The organism is Tenacibaculum ascidiaceicola, assembly GCF_047470925.1.
GTDB lineage: Bacteria > Bacteroidota > Bacteroidia > Flavobacteriales > Flavobacteriaceae > Polaribacter > Polaribacter discolor.
In genome coordinates, this window is sequence record NZ_JAZKJP010000004.1 from 317,751 (window position 1) to 335,499 (window position 17,749).

The following is a 17,749-nucleotide window of genomic DNA, read 5'->3' on the forward strand; positions in this document are numbered from 1 at the left end:
AAGAATTAAATTTACGCCTTTAAAACAACACACAAACACAACTATAACATAATGATTCATTTCTTTGGAAACGTAAACAGTAAAATATTTGCTGTTCAAACAACAGAAGAATTAACATCTGAAACAATTTCGAAGTTAACTTGGTTATTTGGCAACCAACCGAAAATAAACGCGGCGTCTCTCGACGCCTTTTTTGTTGGGCCTAGAGCAGCAATGATTACTCCATGGAGTACCAATGCTGTTGAAATAACACAGAACATGGGAATTACTGGAATTATCAGAATTGAAGAGTTTGAAGCAGTAACTGATGACTTTTCTGATTTTGACCCAATGATATCTCAAAAGTTTAGTGGATTAAACCAAGAAACTTTTACAATTGATATTCAACCTGAACCAATTTTAGATATTGATGATATCGCTGCTTATAATGAGCAAGAAGGTTTGGCTTTAAGTAATGAAGAAATTACTTATTTAGAAGAAGTTGCTACTAAAATTGGTAGAAAATTAACAGATTCTGAAGTATTTGGATTCTCTCAAGTAAACTCAGAACACTGTCGTCATAAAATTTTTAATGGAACTTTTGTTATTGATGGAGAAGAAATGCCTACTTCATTATTCAAATTAATTAAAGAAACATCAAAGCAAAATCCAAATGATATTGTTTCTGCATATAAAGACAATGTTGCTTTTGTAAAGGGACCAAAAGTGGAGCAATTTGCTCCGAAAAGTGCAGATAAACCTGATTTTTACGAAACAAAAGAGTTTGAATCAGTTATTTCATTAAAAGCTGAAACACACAACTTCCCTACTACTGTAGAACCTTTTAACGGTGCTGCAACAGGATCAGGAGGTGAAATCCGTGATAGATTAGCTGGTGGAAAAGGATCTTTACCATTAGCAGGTACTGCCGTTTATATGACTTCTTACTCTCGTTTAGAGGAGAATCGTCCTTGGGAAAAAGGAATGGATGAACGTAAATGGTTATATCAAACTCCAATGGATATCTTAATCAAAGCTTCTAATGGTGCTTCTGATTTTGGTAATAAATTTGGACAACCATTAATTTGTGGTTCAGTTTTAACCTTTGAACATGAAGAAGATGCTCGCAAACTTGGTTTCGACAAAGTAATTATGCAAGCGGGGGGTATTGGATATGGTAAAAAAGAACAAGCGTTAAAAGATACACCACAAGAAGGAGATAAAATTGTTATTCTTGGAGGTGAGAACTACCGTATTGGTATGGGAGGAGCTGCAGTTTCTTCTGCTGATACCGGAGAATTTTCTTCAGGAATTGAATTAAACGCTGTTCAACGTTCAAATCCAGAGATGCAAAAACGTGCTGCCAATGCTGTTCGTGGTATGGTAGAAAGTGATGAGAACTTTATTGTCTCTATTCACGATCATGGTGCTGGTGGACACTTAAACTGTTTATCTGAATTAGTGGAAAATACTGGTGGAAATATCGATTTAGATAAATTACCAGTGGGTGACCCTACCCTATCTGATAAAGAAATTATAGGGAATGAGTCGCAAGAGCGTATGGGATTGGTAATTGCTGAAAAGCATATTGACACCCTTAATAAAATAGCTGAACGTGAGCGTTCACCAATGTACACTGTTGGTGATGTTACTGGAGATCATCGTTTTACTTTTGAATCTAAAACCAATGGTAATAAGCCTATGGATTTAGCTTTAGAAGATATGTTTGGGAGCTCTCCAAAAACAATCATGACTGATAAAACAGTTGACAGAAACTACGCTGACCTAAATTATTCGAAAGAAAACTTTACCCAATATTTAGAGCAGGTACTACAATTAGAAGCCGTAGCTTGTAAAGATTGGTTAACCAATAAAGTTGACCGTTGTGTTGGAGGAAAAGTAGCTAAGCAACAATGTGTTGGTTCTTTACAAATTCCATTGAACAATGTAGGTGTGATGGCATTAGATTATAAAGGAAAAGAAGGTATTGCTACTACCATTGGGCACTCTCCTATTTCAGGGTTAATTGATCCTGAAGCAGGAAGTAAAAACTCAATCGCTGAAGCTTTAACCAATATTGTATGGGCTCCTTTAAAAGATGGTTTACAATCAGTTTCTTTATCTGCAAACTGGATGTGGCCTTGTAAAAATGAAGGTGAAGATGCTCGTTTATACAAAGCTGTAAAAGCTATTTCTGATTTTTCTATCGATTTAGGAATCAATGTTCCAACGGGAAAAGATTCTTTATCTATGAAACAGAAATATCCGAATGAAGAAGTAATTTCTCCAGGTACTGTAGTTATTTCAGCTGCTGCTAACTGTAATGATATTACCAAAGTAGTAGAACCTGTTTTACAACCTAACAAAGGAGAGATATACTACATCAATTTATCGCAAGATGATTTTAAATTAGGAGGTAGTTCGTTTGCACAAATAGTAAACAAAATAGGGAACTCCGCTCCTACTATTACTAATAATGAATTCTTTAAATCAGCATTTAATGTTTTACAGAATTTAATAAAAGAAGGAAAAATTGTCGCAGGTCACGATGTTGCATCTGGAGGATTAATTACTACTTTATTAGAACTGTGTTTTGCTGATGTAAATGTAGGTGCAAACTTAGATTTATCTGCTTTAAAGGAAACTGATAGTATTAAATTATTATTTGCTGAAAATTCAGGAATTGTTTTCCAAGCAGTTGATTCTTCTGTAGAACAAATTTTAGCTGATAATAATATTGAATTCTTTAAGATTGGTTCGGTAACAGAATCAGATCGATTAAATATTAAAAACGGAACTGATATTTTTGCTTTATCTGTTGCTGAGCTAAGAGATACATGGTATAAGACTTCTTATTTATTAGATCAAAAACAAACAGCTAATGGTTTAGCTAAAGATCGTTTTGATAATTATAAGAATCAACCATTACAATATACATTCCCAACTAATTTTACAGGAAAATTAGCTGATGCAGTTGGTACTGTAACAACTAGACCAAAAGCTGCAATTATTCGTGAAAAAGGTTCTAACTCAGAACGTGAAATGGCAAACGCTATGTATTTAGCTGGTTTTGATGTTAAGGATGTTCACATGACTGATTTAATTTCTGGTCGTGAAACTTTAGAAGATATTCAATTCATTGGAGCAGTTGGAGGTTTTTCTAATTCAGATGTTTTAGGATCTGCTAAAGGATGGGCTGGAGCATTCTTATATAATGAAAAAGCAAATACTGCTTTGAAAAATTTCTTTAAAAGAGAAGATACGCTTTCAGTAGGTATTTGTAACGGATGTCAGTTATTTATGGAGTTAGAATTAATTAATCCAGAACATAACGAACATGGTAAAATGCTTCATAATGAATCTAAGAAACACGAAAGTTCGTTTACATCTGTAAAAGTTCAAGAAAATAATTCAGTAATGTTATCTAGTTTAGCGGGAACTGAATTAGGGGTTTGGATTTCTCATGGAGAAGGAAAATTCAATTTACCAGAAACTGAAAACAATTATAATATTGTTGCGAAGTATGGTTATGAAGGATATCCTAATAATCCAAATGGATCAGATTATAACACAGCAATGATGTGCGACAAAACTGGTCGTCATTTAGTAACAATGCCACATATTGAACGTTCAACTTTCCAATGGAATTGGGCTTATTACCCACAAGACAGACAAGATGAAGTTTCTCCTTGGTTAGAAGCTTTTGTAAACGCAAGAAAATGGATAGAGAATAAAAAGTAAGTATAAATACTACTTTATCGTATAATATAAAGCACTCTGTAAACAGGGTGCTTTTTTTTTACAAAAGTGAACAAAAAATTCATTAATTTACATTTGTTAACAAGTTGTTTTTAATTACAATTGTAATAAACTTCTTGAATTATAACTATTACAACACTATTTTATACATATAGAAGTATAATTAGCTCTTTTTAATCATCAAGCTTATAAGCTAAGTAGTTTTAGAGTGATTATATAAGCTGAATGCGATTTTTACACTGATTTTAAAGGATTTAAATAAAAATATAAAAATAAGCCTATTATTTATAGGTATAAAGCGTTGTTATTTATTTTAAAAGCATAAAACAAGCTATTAATAAGCCCAAAAAGGTATTATAATGATTATTGTTAGGTTAATTTACATTATTAAACACCCTAAAAGCCTGTATTTTAACAATTACAATTGTAATTATGTAAACTCACCTACTGTATAATATTTATCTATACTTAAAACATAAATAACTGTATTTAAGTAAGTTACACGCTATCACCTAAAGTGTTTTATGGTGTTTATTTTGGTGGTATTGAAAAAAAATGAGTTTTTTCTTGTTTACAATTATAAAACATTATATATTTACAAACGTAAACAACCCCTAATGTTTACATAAGTAAACAAATGATAGAAAGACTAAAACTAATATTAGATTATTACAATTTATCGGCGTCAAGTTTTGCAGATAAAATTGATGTACCAAGGTCTAGCATTTCTCACCTATTATCAGGAAGAAATAAACCGAGTCTAGATTTTATTATAAAAGTTGAAACGGCTTTTGATGAAGTTGACCTTAATTGGTTAGTATATGGTAAAGGCTATTTTCCAAAAAATACAGAAAATCACAAAAAAGAGATAAAAATAGAGAAAAGTGAAGCTCCTTCTCTGTTTAATGAAAATCCTGTATTTGACCAAGAACCCGAAAAAAAATCAAATACGCAATTCTCAGAGAACCCTTCAAAACAAAAAGAATCTGCCGCTTTTAGAGAAATTAAAAATATTTTGGTTTTATATGACGATGGAACCTTTGAAGATTACAAAAAAAGATAATAGTATAAATGATTCCCTAACAATCCCCTAAGAATTTAATGTGCTATAAAATTCAAATAACCCCTCGGTATTTGTTTCCCCTTACAAACCGTTTGGATTTTATAAATCATTAATAACTAAACTCCCCTAAGACTTATTTCCCCTTTGAGTTGAGTTTAGAAATTTGTCCCCCAAGGCAAACCCCTCGTGCTTGCCCCCTTACAAGCAAACACAACCCCTTATAATAAAAAAAGCCTGTATTATAAAAATAATACAGGCTTTTTTGATTTTATTTTCTAAATAAATTCTATGTTAACATTCCTCCATCAACAGATAAGGTTTGTCCTGTAATGTAAGAACTCATATCTGATGCTAAGAAAACACAAGCATTAGCAATATCTTGTGGGGTGCCTCCTCTTTTTAAAGGAATTTCGTTTCTCCAACCTTCAACAACTTTTTCATCTAATTTTGCAGTCATCTCTGTTTCAATAAAACCTGGAGCAACAACATTACTACGAATATTACGAGAACCTAATTCTAAAGCTACTGATTTAGAGAATCCTAAAATTCCTGCTTTTGAAGCTGCATAATTTGCTTGACCAGCATTTCCTTTTAATCCAACAACAGAACTCATATTAATAATTGATCCTGCACGTTGCTTCATCATTGGACGAATTACTGCTTTTGTTAAATTGAAAACCGATTTTAAATTTACTTCAATTACTTTATCAAAATCATCTTCAGAAATACGCATTAACAAATTATCTTTTGTAATACCTGCATTGTTTACCAACACATCAATAGTTCCGAATTCCGCTAAAACATTTTTTGCTAACTCTTGAGCTGCATCAAACTCTGCTGCATTAGATTGATATCCTTTAGCGTTTACTCCTAATTCTTTCAATTCATTTTCTAAAGCAGTTGCTGCCTCAACAGAAGAGTTATACGTAAATGCAACATTACATCCTTGGTTTGCAAACTCTAATGCAATCCCTCTACCAATTCCTCTGGTAGCTCCTGTAATAATTGCTGTTTTATTTTCTAAAAGTTTCATTTATTAGTTGTTTTAATAGGTCAAATATAAAAATAAATTCCCGTTAAAAACGGGAATTTATTCTAATATGTATGTAGATGTTATGCTAAAACCTTAGCTACCATTTCTCCAATTTTAGCAGGAGATTCTACCACGTGTACTCCATTTTCTGCTAAAATCTTCATTTTTGCTTGTGCAGTATCGTCTGCTCCTCCTACAATAGCACCTGCATGCCCCATTGTTCTACCTGCTGGTGCAGTTTGCCCTGCGATAAAACCAACAACAGGCTTACGGTTACCATCAGCTTTAATCCAACGAGCAGCTTCAGCTTCTAAGTTACCTCCAATTTCACCAATCATTACGATTGCTTCAGTTTCGTCATCATTCATTAATAACTCAACAGCTTCTTTTGTAGTAGTTCCTATAATTGGATCTCCACCAATACCAATAGCTGTAGTAATTCCGTAACCTTGTTTTACAACTTGATCAGCAGCTTCATAAGTTAAAGTTCCCGATTTAGAAACAATACCTACTTTACCTTTCTTAAAGATAAACCCTGGCATAATTCCTACTTTTGCCTCTTCAGGAGTAATTACACCTGGACAGTTAGGACCCACTAAAGTACAATCTAACTGATCGATATATGCTTTTACTTTTACCATATCAGCAGTAGGAATTCCTTCAGTAATACAAATAATTACTTTAATTCCAGCTTCAGCAGCTTCCATAATAGCGTCAGCAGCAAATGCTGGTGGCACAAAAATAATTGAAGTATCAGCTCCTGCTTTTTGCACAGCTTCATCAACTGTATTAAAAACTGGTTTACCTAAATGCTCTTGACCTCCTTTACCTGGTGTAACACCTCCAACTACGTTTGTTCCGTAATCGATCATTTGACCAGCGTGGAAAGTACCTTCGCTTCCTGTAAAACCTTGAACTATAATTTTTGAATCTTTATTTACTAAAACACTCATTGGTTTGCTTTTTATTATTTTTTAAGACAGACAAAAATAACTTTTTAATTGTGTTTTCACAATTAATTTTAGGTTACTTTTTTTCTTTATTTGTTGCATTTTTTAAATAAATGACTTCCCTTAGTGTTTGACGGTACTCGCGCTGTGGAGTTCCATAATACACTCCTTTTTTGAGAGATTTCGACACCCCTGTTTGCGCCATCAAAACAGTTCCCTTTTCAATTGTCAACCCACTAATAATACCTACTTGTCCCCAAATTGTCACTTCATCTTCAATAACAGTACATCCAGCAATACCTGTTTGTGCAGCTATTAAACATTTTTTACCTATCACAGTATCATGTCCTATATGAACTTGATTATCAATTTTAGAACCTTCTCCTATTAATGTATCTCCAGTTACACCTCTATCAATAGTACATGAAGCTCCTAAATCTACATTATCTTCAAGTACTACTCTACCTCCAGATATTAATTTATCAAAGCCTTCAGGTCTATTTTTATAATAGAAAGCATCTGCTCCTAAAACGGTATTAGCGTGAATTGTTACATTATCTCCTATTATACAATTATTGTTAATTGACACATTTGCATGAATTAAACAATTTTTACCAATTCTTACATTCTCTCCAATGAAAACATTTGGCTGTATAACAGTTTCTTCACCTATAATTGCTGATTCAGCAATACTACTTTTTGAAGCTATAAAAGGGTTAAAGTGCTTGGTTATTTTATTAAAATCTCTAAAAGGATCATCAGAAATTAATAATGATTTTCCTTCAGGACAATCTACTTTTTTATTTATTAATATAGTAGTAGCTGCTGAGTTTAAAGCCTTATCATAGTATTTTGGATGATCTACAAAAACAATATCTCCCTTTTCTACCACGTGAATTTCATTAATTCCTGTTATAGGAAAACCACTTTCTCCTACAAATTCAATATTTAATAACCCTGCTATTTGTTCTAGGGTTTGAGGTTGTTTAAACTTCATCTTTAAAAAGAAATTCCCGCCAAAGCGGGAATATTAAATTTATTCTTTGATACGCTCTGTATATGCGCCTTTTTCAGTATCTATCTTTATTTTGTCTCCTTCGTTAATGAATAAAGGTACATTAATTCTTGCTCCAGTTTCAACAGTTGCTGGTTTTGTAGCATTTGTCGCCGTGTTCCCTTTTACACCTGGCTCAGTATGAGTAACTTCTAAAATAACATGTGAAGGCATTTCTACAGATAGTGGCATTCCGTCTTCTGTATTTATTAAAACAGTAACTACTTCTCCTTCTTTCATTAAATCTGGTGCATCTAATACTGATTTTTGAAGTGTAATTTGGTTATAATCTTCAGTATTCATAAAGTGGTATAAATCTCCTTCAGGATATAAGTACTGAAATTTATGTGTTTCTACACGAACGTCGTCAATTTTATGACCTGCAGAGAAAGTATTATCTATCACTTTTCCTGATGTAACACTTTTAAGTTTTGTACGGACGAAAGCTGGTCCTTTTCCTGGTTTTACATGTAAAAACTCAATGATTTTAAATATATCGTGATTATATTTTATACATAATCCTTTTTTAATATCTGATGTTGATGCCATTTATTTGATCTTTATTGTTGCTCTTATAAGTGCAATTTTACTAATTAATTTGCTTTAAAATATCCTTTCATGATTCCGCGATGCGAATCTTTTATAAACTGAATAATTTCATCTCTTTCTGAGGTTGCTTCCATTTCAGCTTCAATGATATCAATCGCTTGAGAATTATTATAATTCTTTTGAAATAAAATACGATAAACGTCTTGAATTTCTCTAATCTTTTCAGTTGTAAAACCTCTTCTTCTCAACCCTACAGAGTTAATTCCTACATATGATAAAGGCTCTCTTGCTGCTTTTACAAATGGAGGTACATCTTTTCGTACCAAAGATCCACCTGTTACAAAAGCATGATTTCCTACTGAAGCAAATTGATGTACTGCTACCATACCTGCAAGTACAACATTGTCCCCCACTGTTACGTGACCTGCTAAAGTTGAATTATTTGAAAAAATACAGTTATCTCCCACTCTACAATCGTGCGCAATATGACAATATGCCATGATTAAACAGTTGTCTCCAATAACTGTTTTCATTCTATCTGAAGTTCCTCTGTTAATGGTTACACACTCTCTTATAGTAACATTATCTCCTATTTCTACTGTCGTGTCCTCATCATTATATTTTAAATCTTGAGGAATTGCTGAAATAACAGCCCCTGGGAAAATTCGACAATTTTTACCGATGCGCGCACCTTCCATAATAGTTACATTAGAGCCTATCCAAGTTCCTGAACCTATCTCTACATTTGCATGAATAGTTGTAAAAGGTTCAATAACTACATTTCTAGCTATTTTTGCTTGAGGGTGTACGTACGCAAGTGGTTGATTCATATTATTTTACTTTTGAAATTTGCGCCATTAATTCAGCTTCACACACCAACTTTCCATTGGCGTAAGCATAGGCTTGCATATGGCAAATACCTCTACGAATTGGAGCTATTAATTCTGATTTAAAAATTAAAGTATCTCCTGGTAATACTTTTTGCTTAAACTTAACATTATCCATTTTCATGAAATATGTTAAGTAATTTTCAGGATCTGGAACTGTACTCAATACTAAAATACCACCACATTGTGCCATAGCCTCTACTTGAAGAACTCCAGGCATTACTGGTGCTCCAGGAAAATGCCCTACAAAGAAATCTTCATTCATAGTAACATTTTTCATTCCTACCACATGTTTATCAGACAGCTCAATAATTCTATCAATTAATAAAAACGGTGGTCTATGAGGTAAAATATCCATTATTTTATGGATATCCATTAATGGTGGTTGATTCAAATCATATGAAGGAACATTGTTTCTTTTTTCCTTTTTTATGATTTTAGCTAATTTCTTAGCAAAAGTGGTATTTACAGAATGTCCTGGTTTGTTTGCTATTACTTTACCTCTAATTCGAGTACCTGTTAAAGCTAAATCACCTATTACATCTAACAATTTATGACGCGCAGCCTCATTAGCCCAATGCAACGTTAAGTTATCTAATACTCCATTAGGTTTTACTGTAATATTATCTTTATTAAAAGCTTTTTTTAGCTTTTCCATTGTACTATCAGACAATTCTTTGTCTACATAAACAATAGCATTATTTAAATCTCCTCCTTTAATTAAGTCATTTTCTAACAACATTTCAATTTCATGTAAGAAACTAAATGTTCTTGCTGCTGAAATTTCTTCTTTAAAGTCTGAAATTGTATTTAATGTAGCATTTTGAGTTCCTAATATTTTAGTACCAAAATCTACCATAGTCGTTACTTGGTACTCATCTGCTGGCATTAATATAATTTCACTCCCTGTTACTTCATCTTTGTATGAAATTACTTCTTTTACTACATACTCTTCAATTTCAGCTTCTTGCTCTACTATTCCAGCTTTTTCTAAAGCTTCAATAAAAAACTTAGAAGATCCATCCATAATTGGAGGTTCAGAAGCATTAACTTCTATCAATAAGTTATCAATATCTAAACCAACTGCTGCTGCTAAAACATGTTCAGATGTTTGTATTTGAACTCCATTTTTTTCAAGGTTTGTACCTCTTTGTGTATTGGTTACATAATCAGCTTTTGCTTCTATTACCGGCTCCCCTTCTAAATCCACTCGCTTAAAAGCAAACCCATGATTTTCTGGTGCAGGTTTAAAAACCATTGTAACTTCATTACCAGTGTGTAATCCAACACCTGATAATGTAACTTCATTTTGTATTGTTTTTTGTTTCTTACTCATTTTTTACTTTTTGAGCATTCAACTCTTTTTCTATTTTATGTATTGTAGTTGCTAATTTTGGTAAGTTTTTAAAATGTACGTAAGACTTACTATAGTCTGAATATCCAAATGCTGGAGACCCTTGTACTACTTCTTCATCTTTTAAACTTTTTCCTATTCCTGATTGAGCTTGGATTTTTACATTGTTTCCAATGGTTATATGTCCAACTATACCTACTTGACCTCCAATCATACAGTTCTCTCCTATTTTGGTAGATCCTGCAATTCCTGTTTGAGAAGCTATAACGGTATTTTTACCAATTTCAACATTATGGGCTATTTGAATCTGGTTATCTAATTTTACTCCTTTACGAATTATAGTTGAGCCTAAAGTAGCTCTATCAATAGTTGAATTAGATCCGACATCAACATTATCTTCTATAATGACATTACCTATTTGCGGTATTGCCTTATACTCTCCATTTTCATCTGGTGCAAACCCAAAACCATCTGCCCCTATTACTGTTCCTGAGTGAATTTTACAATTCTTACCTATAACAGTTTCAGAATATATTTTTACCCCTGCATAAACAACTGTATTATCATCAATTGTCACATTGTCTCCTATGTATGAATTAGGGTAAATTTTAACATTATTTCCTAAAACTACATTTTCACCAATATAGGCATAAGCTCCGATATATTCATTGTCTCCAATAGTAGCTGAATTAGCAATAAAGTGAGGATTTTCCCTTCCTTGCTTATTATTCTTTACCTCATTATAAAACTCTAAAAGTTTTGAAAATGACTTATAAGCATCCTCAACCTTAATCAAAGTAGTTTCTATTTCCTTTTCAGGAACAAAACTCTTATTTACAATAGCTACTGATGCTTGAGTTGTATATATATATGAGTTATACTTTGGGTTTGATAAAAAGGTTAATGAACCTTCTTTGCCTTCTTCTATCTTAGAAAGTGTAGATACTTCAGCTTCTGGATTCCCTTCAATCTCTCCTTCTAAAATATCGGCTATTTGTTTTGCTGTAAATTTCATTATCTGCAAAAGTAATTATTTTTGTTCAAATACCTCTTGATTAGAATTTGTTTCTAAATATTCTCCTGCTTTATTTTCTTTGGATAACACAGATAATATTTTACAACAGGCTTTGTCAATGCTTTAAGGTTTAGCTGGTCAGAAGCTTTTGCTATGTCTTTAAGCTTACCTTTTTTTGTATAAATTTTAATTGGCTTTTTCGTATTATATGCTTGGTGCTTTATTTCATTTGAAAAAACAAAATACTCAAGTTCTTTTTCACTTAAATCTACAAGCTTTCTTAGTTTTTTACGCCTCTTTTCAATATACTCCTCAGTAAATGGTTTCTCCTGAATTTCAATCTTTAGCAAACTTCTATCAATAATTTTTGTTGCTAAAGTAGATAATATAAAATCTTCATGATTCTTCCATTCTTTTATTGCTGACAAAACATCATAATCGTCTAGTTCAGAAAATATTTCTAATGTTTTATTTGAAAAATTCTCTTTATTTATCGGATTATATAAAAAATACTTAAGAGCTCTGCTAGACGGAAGTTCCACTCCTTTTGTAGCTAGCTCCTTTGCTCTTTTTAATATACTAACCAGAAGGTTTTCTGCTACTAAGCCAGTTTTATGTAAATAAACTTGCCAATACATTAGGCGTCGAGCAATAACAAATTTCTCTACTGAATAAATTCCTTTTTGTTCAATAACTAATTCGTTATCCACTACATTCATCATTGCTATTAAACGATCTGATGAAATGTTTCCTTCCGCTACCCCAGTAAAAAAACTATCCCTTTTTAAATAATCTAATCGGTCAATATCTAATTGACTTGATATTAATTGGTATAAAAATTTACGTGGGTGTTTCCCTTCAAATACTTGAATAGCTAAACTTAACTTTCCTTCAAATTCATCATTCAAGGCTTTCATAAATTTTAATGAAATTTCTTCATGAGTAATTTCATTAACAATACTATGTTCTAATGCATGTGAATATGCTCCATGACCTATATCATGTAATAAAATAGCTATATATAAAGCATTTGCTTCTTCTTCTGAAATTTCAACATTTTTCATTCGTAACACATGCACAGCTTTTTGCATTAAATGCATACAGCCTATTGCGTGATGAAAACGTGTGTGGTTAGCTCCAGGATATACTAAATTTGATAATCCCATCTGTGTTACTCTACGTAACCTTTGAAAATAAGGATGTTCAATAATATCAAAAATTAGGGAATTTGGAATCGAGATAAATCCATAAATAGGATCGTTAATTATCTTTAATTTGTTGGTTTTTGATTTCTTCAAAATGTATAAATCCTTGAATTTTAAACAAAAAAATCATAATTTATCTACAAAACCAAATTAACCAGCGTTTAATTAACGTATTTTTAGCTTTTATAAACACAACAAAACTACTTTTAACCGTTATTTAGGTAGAAAACAAGTTGAAAATTATGATGAGAAACATACATATTCTTTGGGTAGATGACGAAATAGATTTATTGAAACCACATATATTATTTTTAGAAAAAAAAGATTATAAAGTTACAACCTGTACCAATGGTACTGATGCTATTGATTTGGTTAGTGAAAATAATTTTGATATTGTTTTTTTAGATGAAAACATGCCTGGTATTACAGGCTTGGAAACACTTTCTGATATTAAACAAAAAAACACAAACCTCCCTGTGGTTATGATTACCAAAAGTGAGGAAGAGTATCTTATGGAGGAAGCTATTGGGTCTAAGATTGCAGACTACTTAATTAAGCCAGTAAACCCTAATCAAATATTATTGAGTTTAAAAAAGAATTTAGACCACTCTCGTTTGATTTCTGAAAAAACTACATCAAGTTACCAACAAGAATTTAGGAAAATTTCTATGGATTTAGCTATGGTAAATTCTTATGAGGAATGGGCTGAACTATATAAAAAACTAGTTCATTGGGAACTTGAATTAGAAAATATTAATGACACTGGAATGTTAGAAATTTTAGAGTCTCAAAAATCCGAAGCCAACTCACAGTTTTTTAAGTTTATTAAAAAGAATTACCAAAACTGGTTAACTGGAGATGATAAACCTACATTTTCGCACACACTTTTTAAAGATTATATAGTGCCAAATTTATCAAAAAACCAAGGTGTTTTATGGGTAGTAATAGACAATCTCCGTTATGACCAATACAGGGTTTTAGAACCTTTTATCAATAATTATTTTAAAAAGGAAGAGGAATATTCGTACTACAGTATTTTACCTACAGCTACTCAATATGCTCGTAATGCTATATTTTCTGGACTAATGCCTTCTGAAATGGAAAAAAGACATCCAAATTATTGGAAAAACGATATTGATGAAGGAGGTAAAAACTTATTTGAAGCTGATTTTTTAGAAGAACAAATAAAGCGTTTGGGATTAAATATAACACACGAATATTACAAGATAGTTTCTTTAAAAAGTGGAAAAGATTTAGCTGACAATTATAACGGAACGCGACAAAATGACCTTACTGCTGTAGTATACAACTTTGTTGATATGCTTTCACATGCTAAGACTGAAATGGAAGTTATCAAGGAGCTGGCTGGTGACGATAAAGCCTATCGATCTTTAACTGTAAGCTGGTTTAAAAATTCCCCTCTATACGATATCATTCAAAAAGCACAAAAATTAGGGCAGAAATTAATCATTACTACTGATCATGGTACTATAAACTGTAAGCATCCTACCAAAGTAATTGGTGATAAAAACATTAGTTCGAACTTACGTTATAAAACTGGTAGAAGTTTAAGCTATGAAGATAAAGATGTATATGCAGTTAAAAATCCTAAAGATATTTTCTTGCCTTCTATAGCTATAAATAGCCCTTTTATTTTTACAAAAGAAGATTTATTTTTTGCTTACCCTAACAATTACAATCATTTTGTAAAGTATTATAAAAATACTTATCAACATGGAGGTATTTCACTGGAAGAAATGATTATTCCTTGTGCTGTTTATAATCCAAAATAGTAAAAAAGTAAATTTTATTAACAAACATTACTTCATTATTTTTGCTACTTATGGACAAAAATTATTCACTCGACGAGTTAACAGCTGTAGCTGAAGAAGTCATAGCTACTGCACAACATAAAATTCTGCTTTTTTATGGAGAAATGGGCGTTGGTAAAACAACTTTAATTAAAGAAATATGTAAAGTTTTGGGTGTGGAAGATATTGCCCACTCTCCTACTTTTTCACTAGTTAATGAGTATAAGACCTCTTCTAACGAAACAGTATATCATTTTGATTTTTACCGTATTGAAGATGAAGAAGAGGCCTATGATATGGGGATTGAAGATTATTTATATAGTAATAATTGGTGTTTAGTTGAGTGGCCTGAAAATGTTAAAAATTTACTACCTTTAGATACTGTTTCAATATCAATTAGTTTGCTAGAAAACGGGCAACGAAACATTCAATTAAAAACTAACTAAAATTTAGATGGGTTCTATTTCACCTTTTACCAAAGAGCAATTAATGCCGCAAACCGAAATGCTTGAAATTAAAAAGCGAAAGGGAGATTTATTTATAGGGTTACCAAAAGAAACTTATTTTGAAGAAAAACGAATTAGTTTGTCTCCTGATGCTGTTGCTGCATTAGTAGCACATGGACACAGGATTGTAATTGAAACTGGTGCTGGTGATGGAGCTAATTATAGTGATAAAGAATATTCTGATGCTGGAGCTAAGATATCGTACGATGTTAAAGAAGCTTTTGCTTGTAATATTGTATTAAAAGTAGAACCTCCATCTTTAGAAGAAATTCAGATGTTAAACCCACAAACGGTTTTAATTTCTGCTTTACAATTAAAAACACAAGACAAAAAATATTTTGAAGCACTTGCTAAAAAAAGAGTAACAGCAATTGCTTTTGATTATATTAAAGATGAACATGGTGTATTTCCTATAGTAAAATCATTAAGTGAAATTGCAGGTATTGCTTCTATGCACATTGCAGCAGAGCTTATGACAGCTTCTAATGGAGGAAATGGTTTACTACTAGGTAATATAGGAGGTGTTCCTCCTACTGATGTAGTAATTCTAGGAGCAGGAACTGTTGGTGAATTTGCTGCTAAAACAGCCATAGGTTTAGGAGCGCGAGTAAAAGTTTTTGACAACTCAATAACTAAGCTCCGTAACTTACAATCGTGTGTACAAGCACCAATTTATACTTCAACTATTCAACCTAAAACCCTACAAAAAGCTTTAATGCGATGCGATGTTGCTATTGGAGCTATTAGAGGAAAAGATCGCTCTCCCGTGGTTGTTACCGAAGAAATGATTGAACAAATGAAAGATGGAGCTGTTATTGTTGATGTAAGTATTGATAGAGGTGGCTGTTTTGAAACCTCTCAAGTTACTACACATAGTAAACCTACATTTTCTAACCATGGTGTGATTCATTATTGTGTTCCTAATATTCCTTCAAGGTATTCTAGAACTGCTTCTGTATCTATCAGTAATATATTTACACCTTATTTATTAGAAATTGCTGAAGAAGGAGGTTTTGAAAATGCTGCTCGTTTTGATAAAAGTTTACGTAATGGAATGTATTTTTATCATGGAATTTTAACCAATAAAACTGTAGCAGACTGGTTTGACCTTCCTTACAGAGATATTAATTTATTGATTTTATAGTTCTATTTTACTTACTTTTGCACTTCAATTTTTAAATTATGCAGTGGTTAAAACGTGTTGGTTATTATTTAATAGGAATTGCCCTAGGTAGTTTAGTTGTTCTTTTTATTTGGAAAGGTAAAGATGTTTCTTTTGACTATGGTATGGACGCTCGTACTTTAAAAACAATTAGAATAAAAAAGCGTTTGTTTTCTGATAATGCTCAGCAAATATTAGCAACTTCTAAAATTGATACCGCTACTATTTCTACTATTTTAAATCACGGAGATGTAGATTTTGGAAAAAGTAAGCCTCGTTTAAAGCCTTGTGCAGAGTACTTTATTACAGGTAAAGACAGTTTAAATCATATCGATTTATATGTTATACGTTGTGATTCAACTGCTACAATTGATAAAATTACTCTTAACTAACAGTTTTTATATTTATCGTACAAGCCTATTCCGTTTAATATCATTGGAATTATTTTTTTAAGTCTTTTTTCTTTCGTAGTCTCTCTCTTAGCCTCAGAAATATAATCGGTAAACTCCCTTTGTTTACTTAAAGTAAATTCACTGAAAGTTTCATTTAACCTGTCATTTTTATCCAGTTCTAACTGCAAGTTTTCAGAAATAACTAAAGGCTTGGTATTCTTTTTAGGCTTTAACTCTTTTCCTTCTTCTGAGTTTTTAATAGCCTCTAATACATATTGTTTTATCAATACTATATTAATCTCATCCAATTGATTAAATCTCCATTGACGCATTGCTTGTGTTTTCCCTTCTTGAGCATTTACCAATACTTCTTCTTTATCGGTTAAAAAGCTACCTTGAAAAAACCATAAGCCACAATAATTTTTAAAAGCAGATAAGCCTACAATGTTTTTCCCCTTATAAACATAAACAGGAGCTCCCCATTTAATAGTTTCTTCTACAGGAAGATCTAAAAAAACAGAACGCAAGAGATTTAACTCTTGCGCCCAATTACTTTTATCTTGTATATATTGTGTTACTTTAAGATTCATTATACTATTTGTTCTTCTAAAGACACCATCCAGTTTACACCAAACTTATCTCTTAACATCCCAAACTTTCCTCCCCAAAAGGCTTCTTCAAAAGGCATCATTACAAACGCTCCATCAGAAGATAGTCCATTAAAAATAGCAACAGCTTCATCTTCATCCTCAGTATTTATACTTACAGCAAAATTATTTCCTTTAGTAAATGCTTCATTTTCGTTTAAAAAATCAGATCCCATAATAGAAAAATCTCCCGCTTCAATAGTACAGTGCATGGTTAACTCCATTGCTTCTTCTGGAATTGTTTTACAAACCTCTTCAGGGGCGTCTTTAAACTGCATTAACATTGTCATCTCACCACCTAAAACATCTGCATAAAAAGTCATTGCTTCTTTACAGTTTCCATTAAAATGTAAATAAGTACTTGCTTGCATATCGTTTAGTTT

Annotated in this window: 16 protein-coding genes; 6 read left to right on the top strand and 10 right to left on the bottom strand. The window is 32.0% G+C overall.

Features of this window, described 5'->3' with window-relative positions; genetic code table 11:
• Window positions 1-51: 51 nt before the first annotated feature.
• Entirely contained in the window at window positions 52-3,720 is a 3,669-nt protein-coding gene (gene purL / locus VBY68_RS03370) for a phosphoribosylformylglycinamidine synthase (RefSeq protein WP_415268880.1), read from the top strand.
• A 655-nt stretch (window positions 3,721-4,375) separates the two neighbouring features.
• Entirely contained in the window at window positions 4,376-4,801 is a 426-nt protein-coding gene (locus VBY68_RS03375) for a helix-turn-helix domain-containing protein (protein WP_099214342.1), read from the top strand.
• A 286-nt stretch (window positions 4,802-5,087) separates the two neighbouring features.
• Here the strand turns inward: VBY68_RS03375 and fabG are convergent, their stop codons facing one another.
• The 8 genes from fabG to VBY68_RS03415 form a co-directional block, all read right to left on the bottom strand.
• On the bottom strand, window positions 5,088-5,834 hold the full coding sequence (fabG, locus tag VBY68_RS03380; protein WP_121146887.1) for a 3-oxoacyl-[acyl-carrier-protein] reductase: 747 nt from the start codon (window positions 5,832-5,834) through the stop codon (window positions 5,088-5,090).
• An 80-nt stretch (window positions 5,835-5,914) separates the two neighbouring features.
• On the bottom strand, window positions 5,915-6,787 hold the full coding sequence (gene sucD, locus VBY68_RS03385) for a succinate--CoA ligase subunit alpha (RefSeq protein ID WP_099214339.1): 873 nt from the start codon (window positions 6,785-6,787) through the stop codon (window positions 5,915-5,917).
• Window positions 6,788-6,860: 73 nt separating this feature from the next.
• Entirely contained in the window at window positions 6,861-7,781 is a 921-nt protein-coding gene (locus tag VBY68_RS03390; RefSeq protein ID WP_099214338.1) for a UDP-3-O-(3-hydroxymyristoyl)glucosamine N-acyltransferase, read from the bottom strand.
• Between the two features lie 39 nt (window positions 7,782-7,820).
• Window positions 7,821-8,387 carry an elongation factor P gene (efp, locus tag VBY68_RS03395; RefSeq protein ID WP_047788759.1) on the bottom strand — a complete coding sequence of 189 codons (567 nt, stop codon included), beginning with the start codon at window positions 8,385-8,387 and terminating at the stop codon, window positions 7,821-7,823.
• Between the two features lie 44 nt (window positions 8,388-8,431).
• On the bottom strand, window positions 8,432-9,217 hold the full coding sequence (gene lpxA / locus VBY68_RS03400) for an acyl-ACP--UDP-N-acetylglucosamine O-acyltransferase (protein WP_099214337.1): 786 nt from the start codon (window positions 9,215-9,217) through the stop codon (window positions 8,432-8,434).
• Window position 9,218: 1 nt separating this feature from the next.
• Window positions 9,219-10,610 carry a bifunctional UDP-3-O-[3-hydroxymyristoyl] N-acetylglucosamine deacetylase/3-hydroxyacyl-ACP dehydratase gene (locus tag VBY68_RS03405; RefSeq protein WP_124588785.1) on the bottom strand — a complete coding sequence of 464 codons (1,392 nt, stop codon included), beginning with the start codon at window positions 10,608-10,610 and terminating at the stop codon, window positions 9,219-9,221.
• Window positions 10,603-11,643, bottom strand: coding sequence for a UDP-3-O-(3-hydroxymyristoyl)glucosamine N-acyltransferase (lpxD, locus tag VBY68_RS03410; RefSeq protein WP_273695070.1), 1,041 nt, complete (start codon window positions 11,641-11,643; stop codon window positions 10,603-10,605). The genes VBY68_RS03405 and lpxD overlap by 8 nt, the downstream gene beginning before the upstream one ends.
• A 53-nt stretch (window positions 11,644-11,696) precedes the next feature.
• On the bottom strand, window positions 11,697-12,941 hold the full coding sequence (locus VBY68_RS03415) for an HD domain-containing protein (protein ID WP_121146892.1): 1,245 nt from the start codon (window positions 12,939-12,941) through the stop codon (window positions 11,697-11,699).
• Window positions 12,942-13,093: 152 nt separating this feature from the next.
• On the opposite strand from VBY68_RS03415, the gene porX reads away from it, so the two are divergent.
• From porX to VBY68_RS03435, 4 genes are read left to right on the top strand one after another with little or no spacing between them, the layout of a single operon-like run.
• Entirely contained in the window at window positions 13,094-14,641 is a 1,548-nt protein-coding gene (porX, locus tag VBY68_RS03420; protein ID WP_415269009.1) for a T9SS response regulator signal transducer PorX, read from the top strand.
• Window positions 14,642-14,691: 50 nt separating this feature from the next.
• Window positions 14,692-15,105: a tRNA (adenosine(37)-N6)-threonylcarbamoyltransferase complex ATPase subunit type 1 TsaE gene (gene tsaE, locus VBY68_RS03425; protein ID WP_121146893.1), complete on the top strand. Its 414-nt coding sequence runs from the start codon at window positions 14,692-14,694 to the stop codon at window positions 15,103-15,105.
• Between the two features lie 7 nt (window positions 15,106-15,112).
• Entirely contained in the window at window positions 15,113-16,309 is a 1,197-nt protein-coding gene (locus tag VBY68_RS03430; protein WP_415268881.1) for an alanine dehydrogenase, read from the top strand.
• Between the two features lie 38 nt (window positions 16,310-16,347).
• Entirely contained in the window at window positions 16,348-16,719 is a 372-nt protein-coding gene (locus VBY68_RS03435) for a DUF4258 domain-containing protein (protein ID WP_415268882.1), read from the top strand.
• Here VBY68_RS03435 and VBY68_RS03440 read toward each other — a convergent pair.
• Together VBY68_RS03440 and VBY68_RS03445 are read right to left on the bottom strand one after the other, a co-directional pair.
• A complete protein-coding gene (locus VBY68_RS03440; protein ID WP_415268883.1) occupies window positions 16,716-17,309 on the bottom strand; it encodes a YdeI/OmpD-associated family protein in 594 nt (197 codons plus the stop codon). The genes VBY68_RS03435 and VBY68_RS03440 overlap by 4 nt on opposite strands.
• Window positions 17,309-17,737 carry a VOC family protein gene (locus VBY68_RS03445; RefSeq protein WP_099214328.1) on the bottom strand — a complete coding sequence of 143 codons (429 nt, stop codon included), beginning with the start codon at window positions 17,735-17,737 and terminating at the stop codon, window positions 17,309-17,311. The genes VBY68_RS03440 and VBY68_RS03445 overlap by 1 nt, the downstream gene beginning before the upstream one ends.
• Between the last annotated feature and the right edge of the window lie 12 nt (window positions 17,738-17,749).